Genomic DNA, 11,474 nt, shown 5'->3' on the forward strand with positions numbered 1-11,474 from the left:
TTGGCACATCCGAACACAGGAGAAACCCGATGCGCATCGAAACGTTTGGCAAAGACGTCGAAGTCACCCCGGCCCTGCAGTCCTATGTGGAGGAGAAGCTGGCCCGGATCGGAAAACACTTCGACCAGCACTGCGAAGCGCGGGTGACCCTCAAGCTGCAGAAGACCGAACACCACGTCGACGCCAGCCTCAACATCCCGGGGCAGACCCTGCACGCCGAGGCCGGCGGCCAGACCATGTATGCCGCGATCGACCTGCTTGCGGACAAGCTTGACCGCCTGGTCATCAAGCACAAGGAGAAAAAACAGCAGCACGCACCGCTGCCGGTGGGTGACAATGGTGGCTGATCGCCACCGTTCCCCGCAGACATGCCCCTGACTGACCTCCTGGCGGCCGTGCAGACCCAGCTCTGCGCGGCCACCGACCGTGACAGCGTCCTGCAGGCCGCCGCCGGGTTGCTGGCCTGCCGCCAGGCCAATGCCGAACAGATCTATCTGAACCTGTGCCAGCGCGAGGCCCTGGGCAGCACCGCGATCGGCCACGGTATCGCCATCCCCCACGGCCGCGCGCCGACCCTGGACCGCCCCCGTGGCGCCCTGCTGCGTCTGGCGACCCCGGTCGACTTCGGCGGCGATGAGCCGGTGGACCTGGTGTTCGCGATGGCCGTCCCCGCCCACTACACCCACCAGCACCTGATGCTGCTGTCCGAGCTGGCCGAGCTGTTTTCCGCGCCGGATATCCGCCAGGCCCTGCGTGCGGCCGGCGATGCCCGGGCCCTGCGCGAGGCGCTGGACATGACCCCACCTGCGAGCGCCGCATGAATACCAGCATCACCGCCCGTGAACTGTTCGAACAGCAGCGCGAGCGGCTGGGGCTGCGCTGGGCCGCCGGCAAATCCGGTGAGAAGCGCGAGCTGGAGGCCGGCAACACGGTCTCGCGGCGTCCCTCGCTGGCCGGCTACCTCAACGCCATCTATCCCAACAAGGTGCAGATTCTGGGCACCGAGGAACTGTCCTGGCTGGATGCGCTGGAACCGCGCCAGCGCTGGGAGACCATCGAAAAGATCATGCAGTCGCACCCGCTTGCGCTGGTGCTGACCCGCAACCAGGCCTGCCCCGAAGACCTGCGCGCCGCCGCCGATGAATCCGGCACGCCGCTGTGGTTGTCGCCCAAGCGCGGCCACGAACTGCTGAACCACCTGTCCTACCACCTGGCGCGCACGCTCGCGCCGAGGGTGATCCTGCACGGCGTGTTCATGGAGATCTATTCCATTGGCGTGCTGATCACCGGTGAGGCCGGGTCGGGCAAGAGCGAGCTGGCACTGGAACTGCTCAGCCGTGGTCACCGCCTGGTCGCCGACGACGCCCCCGAGTTCACCCAGATCGCCCCGGACGTGCTCGACGGCACCTGCCCCGAACTGCTGCAGGACCTGCTGGAAGTGCGCGGCCTGGGCGTGCTGAACGTGCGCGAGATGTTCGGCGACACGGCTGTAAAGAAGAACAAGTACCTTCGGCTGATCGTCCACCTGACCAAGCCGATGACCGAACCCACCCCGCATGGCTACGAGCGCCTGACCGGCGACTCGGGCACCCGCCATGTGCTGGATCTGGACGTTCCGCTGATCACCCTGCCGGTGATGCCCGGCCGCAACCTGGCCGTGCTGACCGAAGCCGCCACCCGCCTGCACATCCTGCGCACCAAGGGCATTGACCCGGCGGCCATGTTCATCGCCCGCCACAGCAACCTGTTGGAACGGCGAACTCCCTGATCCTCCTGCCCCTCGAAGAGCCTGTCCATGAGCACCGCAATCCCCACCGCCCCGACCCTGATCATCGTCAGCGGCCTGTCCGGCTCGGGTAAATCCGTCGCCCTGAAGACCTTCGAGGACCAGGACTACTACTGCTCGGACAACCTGCCGATCCACCTGCTGCCGGATTTCGTGCGCAGCCTGCTGGCCAACCACGACGGCAGCGCACCGCGCCGCTTGGCCGTAGGCATCGATGTCCGCGGCCAGGCTGACCTGAGCCAGCTGGGCGACTGGCGGCAGCTGGCCACCGACGCCGGCGTGGAAGTGAAGGTACTGTTCTTCGAGGCCAGCGACGAAACGGTGCTCAAGCGCTACGCCGACACCCGTCGTCGCCATCCGCTGAGCCAGCTGGGCCTGTCGCTGCCCGAAGCGATCGCCCGCGAGCGCGAGCTGACCGCACCGTTGCGCCGCGAGGCCGATGCGGTGATCGATACCAGCACCCTCAACGTGCACCAGCTTCGGCGGCGGATCATCACCGAGTTCGCGATGGACCATGCCACTGGCCTGTCGCTGCTGTTCGAATCATTCGCCTACAAGCGCGGCGTACCGGCCGAGGCGGACTTCGTGTTCGATGCGCGGGTGCTGCCCAATCCACACTGGGACCCGGACCTGCGCGCGCTGAGCGGCCGCGAACCCGGCGTGCGCGACTACCTGGAAGCGCAGCCGGACGTGCAGCGCTACCTGGCCCAGCTGATGGATTTCCTCGATACGTGGCTGCCGAAACTGGGGGATGGCACCCGCAGCTACGTGACCGTGGCGTTCGGCTGCACCGGCGGCAAGCACCGCTCGGTGTTCCTGGCCGAGCGCATGGCCCGGCACGCCCGCGAGATGGGCTGGCAGGACGTGGCCACCTACCACCGCGAACAGGATTGAGGGTGGTCGGCCGGGCTGCGCCCGGCACCCACCGGTAGTGCCGGCCGCTGGCCGGCAACAGCAACAGCAACAGCAACAGCAAAAGCGGCATTCCGTGGGATGGCGGGGCGGTGTGGGTAGGCAGGACACGCCGTGAACCCGTCCATGGGGGCTCGATGGCGCCATCCATGGCGCCAACGGTCCTGCCTACCCACACCGCCCCGCCTCTGACAGATTCCGTGCGCTGTTGGTAGGTGTCGACCTTGGTCGACACGGTAGATCCACGCCATGCGTGGATGAATCGCTGCCAGGCATCGAAGAACGCATGGGGTCGGATCCCTTTTTCAATGAAAAAGGGCCCCGACCCGAGCAACACTGAATACGGGACACAGTACCCCTCATCTGCTGCTATCGCCGATTCACCTTGACCTGTTAACGTGCAGTAATGACCTGTGGCATTCTCCTCGTAACACATCCCGGGGTCGGGACCGCCCTGCTTGACGTGGCGACCCGGCTCCTGCGGCAGTTGCCGCTGAAAACCGAAGCTTTCGAAGTACCGTTCGACGCAGACCTGGACGCCCTGCTCCCGCTCGCCTCGGCCGCTTTGCGGCGGGTCGATGGAGGTGACGGCGTGCTGATCCTGACCGACCTGTACGGCGCCAGCCCCGCCAACCTTGCCGGGCAGCTGGCCCGGCTGGGGACCCCGGTTCGCCGGGTATCGGCGCTGAGCCTGCCGATGTTGCTGCGGGTGATGAATTATCCGGAACAGGGACTGGATCAACTGCCCGCCACAGCCGCGGCGGGTACCCGTAATGGAGCGATAGTCGACGATGCTTGAACGAGAACTCACCGTCAGCAACCGCCTGGGCCTGCATGCCCGGGCCACCGCCAAGCTGGTGCAGACCCTGGCGCCGTTCCGCTGCAACGTGACCATGGCCGCCAAGGGCCGTGAGATCAACGCCAAGAGCATCATGGGCGTGATGCTGCTGGCCGCCGGCCAGGGCACCCCGGTCACCGTGCGCATCAACGGCGAGGACGAAGCCGCCGCGATGGAAGCGGTGGTCGGCCTGTTCGAACGCCGCTTCGACGAGGACAGCTGAGCGTGCCGCGCGCACGCGCCAGCCAGGTCCCTTCCGGCCAACGGCCGGTACAGCTGCTGGCCGGCCACGGCGCCGCGCGCGGAACGGCGATGGGCCGGGCACGCGTGCGACTGCCGCATGCGCTGGAGGTGGCCGAGCAGCGCGTGGCCGCCCACCAGGTCGAGGCCGAACTGGCGCGCCTGCACCGGGCGCTGGATGCCGCGCGTACGGAAATGCACGAGCTGCGCCAGCGCCTGCATGGCGCCCTGAACCAGGAAGTGGGCGAGTTCCTCGACCTGCACGCGCTGCTGCTGGACGACCCCGAGCTGCTGTACGGCCTGGACGAGCTGATCCGCAGTGGCCCGTACAGCGCCGGCTATGCCTTGCGCCTGCAGCGCGACCGCCTGGCCAAGGTCTTCGATGGCATGGACGATGCCTATCTGAAGAGCCGCATGGACGATCTCGACCATGTGATCGGGCGCATCCACGCCTTCCTGCAACCCGAACGGCCGTCGGCGGTGAAAGGCCTGGCCGGCGAGATCCTGGTCTGCGACAACATCGCGCCCTCCGAGCTGGCGCAGCTGCAGGCACAGGGCGTAGTCGGCATCGTCACGGCCGCCGGCAGCGCGCTGTCGCACAGCGCGATCCTGGCGCGCAGCCTGCACCTGCCCCTGATCGTCAACGTGCCGCAGCTGCTCAGCCGCATCGCCGATGGCGATGTGCTGATCATCGATGGCGCCGACGGCAGCATCACCGTCAACCCGCAGGCCGACAACCTGCGGGACTACCGCGTCCGGCTGAAGGAACATGCGCGCGAGCAGCGCGAGCTCGGCCGCCTGCGCAGCAAGCCCAGCCGTACCCGCGACCAGGTCGACATTGCCCTGCTGGCCAATGCCGAATCGCTGGAAGACGTGACCCAGGCGCATGCACTGGGCGCGCAGGGGCTCGGCCTGTACCGCACCGAATTCCTGTTCCTGCAGCGCAATGAGCTGCCGGACGAAGAAGAGCAGTTCCAGACCTACCGCGATGCCGCGCTGGGCATGAGCGGGCGGCCGGTCACCATACGCACGCTGGACCTGGGCGCGGACAAGGCCGACCGTACCGGCCTGACCCTGAGCAACGAAGAGAACCCTGCACTCGGCCTGCGCGGGGTGCGCCTGTCGCTGGCACGGCCGAAAGTGGCCGACACCCAGCTGCGCGCGATCCTGCGCGCGTCTGCATACGGCAAGCTGCGCGTACTGGTGCCGATGGTCAGCACCCGCGAGGAGCTGCTGGCCGTGCGCCGGCGCATGCTCAAACTGACCGAACAGCTGCGCGGCGAAGGGCACATGGTGTCCGACCACGTACCGCTGGGCGCGATGATCGAAGTCCCCGCCGCTGCGCTGGCGCTGGAGAGCTTCATCGACCTGGTCGATTTCCTGTCGATCGGCACCAACGATCTGGTGCAGTACCTGCTGGCTGCCGACCGCAACAACGAGGCGCTGGGCGAGTTGTATTCACCGCTGCACCCGGCCGTGCTGCGGCTGCTGCAGATGGTGATCGAGACCGGCGCGCGTCACCGCATCCCGGTGGCGGTCTGCGGCGAGATGGCCGGTGATGCCCGGATGACCCCGCTGCTGCTGGCGCTGGGCCTGAGCGAGTTCAGCCTGCACCCGGGTACGTTGCTGGAGGTACGCCGCGCGATACGCGAAGCCGATCTGGGTGCGCTGCGCGCCCGTGCCCCAAAGTTGCTGGCCGCGCGCGACCGCCGCGCCATCGAACGCTGGCTGGCGCTGGTGGCGGATACGCCCTGATTTGCGCGCTACGCGCTCGCCTGGCATGGCCCGGCGGAACATGTGGAACCGCTGGCCGCTGGCCCGACCCAGATTCGATCCGCAGAAGCAGCCCCTTGTTGTTCAAGGGGCGCGCCGACAGGCGGGGGATAAGGTTGAATGCGTGGACCCCGGTGGCCGCAGGCCAGCGGGGTATCCGGTGAAACATCGCCTTGCGATAATGACGCGCTGAACACCCCTGTTGCCGCATCCTTGCCAGGATCGCGGCTTTTCTTATCCCGCGGGAGCTGCGATGGCTGAAGCTGTACGCCACGACAAGACTGCGCGCCAACTGCGGATGCTGTCCGATGCACTGGACAGCGGCCGGCTGGGCCCGGTACGTCGCCTGGTCAACACCCTGGCCCCGGCCGAGATCGGCAACCTGCTTGAATCACTGCCGCCGGGCAAGCGCGAGGTGGTGTGGGGCCTGGTCGATCCTGAAGACGACGGCGAGGTGCTGGTCCACGTCGGCGAGGACGTGCGCGAAAGCCTGCTCGCGGACATGGACCCGGACGAGATCATCGCCGCGGTCGAAGACCTGGACATCGACGATCTGGCCGACCTGGTCGAAGACCTGCCGGATACGGTCATCGATGAAGTCCTCAAGTCGATGGACCGCGAGAACCGCGAGCGGCTGGAACAGGTGCTGTCCTATCCCGAGGACAGCGCCGGCCGCCTGATGAACCCGGACGTGGTGACTGTGCGCGCCGACGTCAACGTCGACGTGGTGCTGCGCTACCTGCGCCTGCGCGGCGAATTGCCTGACCACACCGACCACCTGTTCGTGGTCAGCCGGCGGCACCAGTATCTCGGCCGGGTGTCGCTGGCGGCACTGGTGACCCACGAGGACACCACCCCGATCAACCGCCTGATCGACGACGAGCAGCCGGCCATCGACGTCGGCGAGAGCGACCAGGAAGTGGCACGGCAGTTCTCCGACCATGACTGGATCTCCGCACCGGTGGTGGACGAGAACAACATCCTCGTTGGCCGCATCACCATCGATGACGTGGTCGACATCATCCGCGGCCAGGCCGAGCACCAGGCGCTGGGCGCCGCCGGCCTGGACGAGGACGAGGACCTGTTCAGCCCGGTCTGGCGCGCCATGCGCCGCCGCCTGATGTGGCTGTCGGTGAACCTGTGCACCGCCTTCCTGGCCTCCAGCGTGGTCGGCCATTTCGAAGGCACCATCGACAAGCTGGTGGCGCTGGCGGTGCTGATGCCGATCGTCGCCGGCCTCGGCGGTAACGCCGGTACCCAGGTGCTGGCGCTGATGGTGCGCGGCCTGGCGTTGGGCCAGGTGGGCGCCTCCAACGCGCGCACGCTGCTGTGGAAGGAAGTGCGGGTGGCCGCACTCAACGGCCTGCTGCTCGGCTCGATCCTGGGGCTGATCGTGCTGGTCTGGTTCCACTCGCCCGGGCTGTCGGCGGTGATCGCCATCGCGCTGACCTGCAATCTGCTGTTTGCGGCGCTGGCCGGCGTGCTGGTGCCGCTGACCCTGAAACGCTTCGGCTTCGACCCGGCGCTGGCCAGTGGCATCTTCCTGACTGCCGTGACCGACTCGATGGGCTTCTTCACCTTCCTCGGCCTGGCCACGCTGGTGCTGCTGCACTGATCCCTGCCGGGCCGGATCTCCGCAACGCGGAGCTCCGACCCACGCCAAAACCCAGGGTCGGATCCCTGCGGCGCGGGGCTCTGACCCGATTCCAACTGGACCCTCATGGCCACCACGATCGAAAACTATTTCCAGCCCGGCTGGCGCGACCAGCAGCACACCTGCCCAGCCTGCGAATGGAAGGGCAGCTCGCGTGCCATGGAGATGGAGCTGGACGAGGACGCCACCGAGTACGCCTGTCCGGTCTGCGAAAACCCGTTGCTGGTGGTGCTGCATCCGGACATGGCACAGGTGCAGGCCGCGGCCGCCAGCGGCAATGCCGAAGCCCAGGAACAGCTGGACATCATCGCCAGCTTTCCGCGCCCGCAGTGATGCGGCGCATGATGCCGCGTTGACCTGCGGCGGACTAGGATGCGGCTGAACCCACCGCTCCTGGAACGTCGATGGTCCGTACGATGATGCGCTGGCTGCCGATGCTGGCGATCCTGATGATGGCCGGCTGCGCCTCGCAGCCGGACAGCGCGCGCGGCCACTTCGAATCGCGTGCGGTGAAAGTGGATGGCCGTACCGCCTATTACCAGGTGTTCATTCCGGCAACCGCGGCGCGCACGCCTGGCGCACTGCCGGTGGTGCTGTTCCTGCATGGATCCGGCGAGCGCGGCGGCGACGGCGTCAAGCAGACCCATGCCGGGCTGGGGCCGCACCTGCGCAGGCACGCGGCCGACTTCCCCGCGTTGGCCGTATTCCCGCAGGTGCCGGGCCGCCAGGAATGGAGCGGGCGCAACAACCGCGTTGCGCTGGCGGCCCTGGACGCCACCATCGCCGAGTTCGGTGCCGATCCCTCGCGGCAGTACCTGACCGGGATGTCGATGGGCGGCTATGGCAGCTGGAACATCGCGCTGGATGACCCCGGGCGCTTCGCCGCGATCGTGCCGGTATGCGGTGCGGTGCTGGCGCCGCGCGCGGTGCGTCCGACGCTGTTCGTCGAACAGGTGGCCCAGGAATCCGATCCGTATGCCGCGATCGCCAAGCGGCTTCGGCACACACCGATCTGGATCTTCCATGGTGCGCTGGATGACGTGGTGCCGCCGGACGACGACCGCAGGCTGCACGCCGCCTTCCAAAGCGCCGCTGCACGCGACGTGCGCTACACCGAGTACCCGGAGGGCAACCACAATGCCTGGGACGCCACCTACGCGGACCCGGCAATGTGGGCATGGCTGTTCGCGCAGAAGCGCTGAGCCACGACGTCCGGTGGTTGCCCACCAAGGTTGGAGCCTGGTTTGGGTAGTTACCCACTAAGGTTGGAACCTGCTTTCGGTGGGTGCCAACCTTGGTTGGCACTATCTGTCCGCCCCATGAACTCCGTCTTGGCATAGGAACCTTCGAGTTCCCACTCACACCACGCATGCGGGTACTCGCCAAGCTGCGTTGCCAGCCCCGCCCTGATCGGATTCGCCATCACATACATTGCGTGCCGGAACAGCGATTCATCAGAGCGGATCGCGTGATCGTGATAGCAGGACTGCCAGAAGCGCCCTACTCTGACCAGTACCCTGTTTGCGTACACCGCCGTACGCGACTTGAAGCGCTTCATGACAACGTCGAGCGATGCCGCGCGCAGCTGCATCAACCAGTGAATGTGATCCGGCATGACCACGTAGGCGATCGAATGGGTCAGACCTTCCAGATCCAGACGCTGGAACTCCTGCATGGCGGTAACCGCAACGGCGTCATTGGCGAACAGAGCCGCCCGGCCATGCACGTTCGTGGTGAGGATGTAGCTCTGGCCAATACTGGAATGACGGCCTAGCAGGAGACGGGTGCTGTTCATGCAGAAGAGCATGGGCGGGCGCAGGTTCCCTGAACATCGGGAAATCACCTTCGCCCGGGTAGGCCAGTGCCAACCAAGGTTGGCACCCACCACACCAGCAGTACCAACCAAGGTTGGCACCCATCACACCAGCAGTACCAACCTAGGCTGGTACCCACCACACCAGCAGTGCCAACCTAGGCTGGTACCCACCACACCAGCAGTGCCAACCTAGGCTGGTACCCACCACACCAGCAGTGCCAACCAAGGTTGGCACCCACCGGATCGGCTGAGAACAGATCAGCCGTGCCGACCAACGGTCGGCACCCACCGGGTCGGATAAGGACAGATCAGCCGTGCCGACCAACGGTCGGTACCCACCGGGTCGGATGAGGACAGATCAGCCGTGCCGACCAACGGTCGGCACCCACCAAAGTGGTCAGCCCAGCAAGGTTTCCAGCACGGCCATGCGCACGGCGACGCCGTTGGCGACCTGGCGCAGCACCCACGATTGCGGGCCGTCGGCCACGTCGTCGGTCACTTCCACGCCGCGGTTGATCGGGCCCGGGTGCAGTACCGCAGCGTCCTTGCCGGCACGCGCCAGGCGCTCGCGGGTCAGGCCGTACTGCGCGTGGTACTGCTCCAGCGACGGCACCAGGCCTTCTTCCATGCGCTCGCGCTGCAGGCGCAGCATCATCAGCGCGTCGACACCTTCCAGCATCGCGTCGAAATCATCGCCGACCACGCAGCCCTTCAGGGTCTCATCATCCGGCAGCAGCGACTGCGGGCCGCACACGCGGATCTCGCCCACGCCCAGCGTGCGCAGCGCATGCAGGTCGGTGCGGGCCACGCGCGAGTGCTTCACGTCGCCGACGATCACCACTTTGAGCTTCGAGAAATCCGGGCCCTTGGCCTGGCGCAGGGTCAACATGTCGAGCAGGCCCTGGGTCGGGTGCGAGCTGCGGCCGTCGCCGGCATTGATCAGCGCGGTGCCCTCGCCCGCAGCGTCGGCAAGCGCGGCCACGGCGCCGTCATCGGGGTGGCGCACCACGAAGCCGCGCACGCCCATCGCTTCCAGGTTGCGCAGCGTGTCGCAGGCGGTTTCGCCCTTGCGCGTGGACGAGGTCGAGGCATCGAAGTTCAGCACATCGGCCCCGAGGCGCTGCGCGGCCAGCTGGAACGAGCTGCGGGTGCGCGTGGACGGCTCGAAGAACAGCGTGCACACCGCCGAACCAGCCAGCACGTGGCGCTTGTTGCCGACACGGCCGACTGCGGCGTCGCGGATCTGCCCTGCCCGATCGAGCAACTGCAGCAGGGTTTCGCGCGGCAGGCCCTCCAGGGTCAGCAGGTGGCGCAGGCGTCCGGAGGCATCGATTTGCTGGGCAGTCATGGCGGGAGTCGTGCAGTCAGGGAATGGGGGTGGCGTCGTCGGGGGACGACAGCCAGCGGTCGATGATCACCGCCGCGGCCACGGCGTCGAGGGCGGCCGCATCACGGCGACGCTTGCGCCCTTCGGCGCGCTCGACGGCGAAACGGCGGGCAGCCTCGACCGAGCTGGAACGCTCGTCGATCATCACCACCGGCAGCTTGAAGCGCTCCCGCAGCTGGCGGGCGAAGCCCTGCGCACGCTTGCGGTTGGGCTGGTCCTGGCCGTCCAGGGTCAGCGGGTCGCCGACCACCAGGCCGTCGGGCTTCCATTCCTTGAGCAGGCGCTCGATCGCGGTCCAGTCCGGGCCGTTGCCGTGCACATCGACCACCGCCACCGCGCGCGCATGCGCGGCAAAGGCACTGCCGATGGCCACGCCGATCCGCCGCGAGCCGACATCAAAACCCAGGACCGTGCCGTCACGACGGATGGCCGGGGCAGCAGAATCCGGTGCGGGCGTGATGGGCTCAGACATGGCCGCTGTAGTCAGTCAGCCGGAACAGGTCGACACCGATACGCGAAGCCGCACCCTGCCAGCGCTGCTCCAGCGGCAGCTGGAACACCAGCTCGGCATCGGCCGGCACGGTCAGCCAGCTGTTCTCGGACAGCTCGCTTTCCAGCTGCCCTGCGCCCCAACCGGCACAGCCGAGGGTGACCACCGCATTGGCCGGGCCTTCGCCGCGCGCCATCGCTTCGAGGATGTCGCGCGAGGTGGTCAGGTACAGGCCGTGGCCCACGGTCAGGCTGGAATCCCACGCGCGCGCGTCGTCATGGATGACGAAGCCGCGCTCGGGATGCACCGGGCCGCCATTGAGCACCATGCGCGCCTGCAGGTCGCCATCACCGGTGGTGATGTCCATCTGCGCGAGCACTTCACCCAGCGTGTATTCGGAAGGCTGGTTGACCAGCACGCCCATCGCCCCGTTCTCGTCGTGCTGGCAGATCAGCGCGACGCTGCGGGCAAAGGTCGCGTCGAGCAGCGACGGCAGCGCGACGAGCAGGTGATCGGCAAGGGAGGTCGGCATTACAGGCATGGGCCCATTCTACCTGCTGGGGGCCGGATGGTCGCGC

14 protein-coding genes are annotated in these 11,474 nt (G+C 67.4%); 10 read left to right on the forward strand and 4 right to left on the reverse strand.

Going from position 1 to position 11,474, the window contains the following annotated elements; genetic code table 11:
- Positions 1-29 precede the first annotated feature (29 nt).
- The 10 genes from hpf to AC5P7X_RS08255 all read left to right on the forward strand — a co-directional run bounded on the left by hpf (position 30) and on the right by AC5P7X_RS08255 (position 8,405).
- Positions 30-347, forward strand: a complete 318-nt coding sequence (hpf, locus tag AC5P7X_RS08210; RefSeq protein WP_005415556.1) for a ribosome hibernation-promoting factor, HPF/YfiA family — start codon at positions 30-32, stop codon at positions 345-347.
- Positions 348-368: 21 nt separating this feature from the next.
- Positions 369-821: a PTS sugar transporter subunit IIA gene (locus tag AC5P7X_RS08215; protein WP_053500223.1), complete on the forward strand. Its 453-nt coding sequence runs from the start codon at positions 369-371 to the stop codon at positions 819-821.
- The gene (gene hprK, locus AC5P7X_RS08220) at positions 818-1,768 is read left to right on the forward strand and encodes an HPr(Ser) kinase/phosphatase (protein WP_005408388.1); all 951 of its coding nucleotides are present in this window, start codon (positions 818-820) and stop codon (positions 1,766-1,768) included. The genes AC5P7X_RS08215 and hprK overlap by 4 nt, the downstream gene beginning before the upstream one ends.
- A 27-nt stretch (positions 1,769-1,795) precedes the next feature.
- Entirely contained in the window at positions 1,796-2,680 is an 885-nt protein-coding gene (rapZ, locus tag AC5P7X_RS08225) for an RNase adapter RapZ (RefSeq protein WP_005415554.1), read from the forward strand.
- 424 nt (positions 2,681-3,104) lie between these two features.
- A complete protein-coding gene (locus tag AC5P7X_RS08230; protein WP_005408386.1) occupies positions 3,105-3,497 on the forward strand; it encodes a PTS sugar transporter subunit IIA in 393 nt (130 codons plus the stop codon).
- Positions 3,490-3,759 (forward strand): HPr family phosphocarrier protein, encoded by a 270-nt coding sequence (locus AC5P7X_RS08235; RefSeq protein ID WP_005408385.1) that lies wholly within the window; start codon positions 3,490-3,492, stop codon positions 3,757-3,759. Before AC5P7X_RS08230 ends, AC5P7X_RS08235 begins: the two co-directional genes overlap by 8 nt.
- 2 nt (positions 3,760-3,761) lie before the next feature.
- A complete protein-coding gene (ptsP, locus tag AC5P7X_RS08240; RefSeq protein WP_197598432.1) occupies positions 3,762-5,531 on the forward strand; it encodes a phosphoenolpyruvate--protein phosphotransferase in 1,770 nt (589 codons plus the stop codon).
- 271 nt (positions 5,532-5,802) lie between these two features.
- Entirely contained in the window at positions 5,803-7,164 is a 1,362-nt protein-coding gene (gene mgtE / locus AC5P7X_RS08245; protein WP_053500770.1) for a magnesium transporter, read from the forward strand.
- Positions 7,165-7,269: 105 nt separating this feature from the next.
- Entirely contained in the window at positions 7,270-7,536 is a 267-nt protein-coding gene (locus AC5P7X_RS08250) for a hypothetical protein (protein WP_005415551.1), read from the forward strand.
- 71 nt (positions 7,537-7,607) lie between these two features.
- Complete coding sequence (locus tag AC5P7X_RS08255) at positions 7,608-8,405, forward strand: carboxylesterase family protein (protein ID WP_070490158.1); 798 nt, start codon at positions 7,608-7,610, stop codon at positions 8,403-8,405.
- 50 nt (positions 8,406-8,455) lie between these two features.
- On the opposite strand, the gene AC5P7X_RS08260 is transcribed toward AC5P7X_RS08255, so the two are convergent.
- From AC5P7X_RS08260 to AC5P7X_RS08275, 4 genes are all read right to left on the reverse strand, one after another.
- The gene (locus tag AC5P7X_RS08260; protein WP_495214719.1) at positions 8,456-8,998 is read right to left on the reverse strand and encodes an REP-associated tyrosine transposase; all 543 of its coding nucleotides are present in this window, start codon (positions 8,996-8,998) and stop codon (positions 8,456-8,458) included.
- A 418-nt stretch (positions 8,999-9,416) separates the two neighbouring features.
- Complete coding sequence (locus AC5P7X_RS08265; RefSeq protein ID WP_049410639.1) at positions 9,417-10,367, reverse strand: aspartate carbamoyltransferase catalytic subunit; 951 nt, start codon at positions 10,365-10,367, stop codon at positions 9,417-9,419.
- A 16-nt stretch (positions 10,368-10,383) separates the two neighbouring features.
- Positions 10,384-10,878: a Holliday junction resolvase RuvX gene (ruvX, locus tag AC5P7X_RS08270; RefSeq protein ID WP_005408378.1), complete on the reverse strand. Its 495-nt coding sequence runs from the start codon at positions 10,876-10,878 to the stop codon at positions 10,384-10,386.
- Entirely contained in the window at positions 10,871-11,437 is a 567-nt protein-coding gene (locus tag AC5P7X_RS08275) for a YqgE/AlgH family protein (protein WP_049410646.1), read from the reverse strand. Before AC5P7X_RS08275 ends, ruvX begins: the two co-directional genes overlap by 8 nt.
- Between the last annotated feature and the right edge of the window lie 37 nt (positions 11,438-11,474).

It is taken from the genome of Stenotrophomonas sp. YJH_SMC_53, from assembly GCF_059369995.1.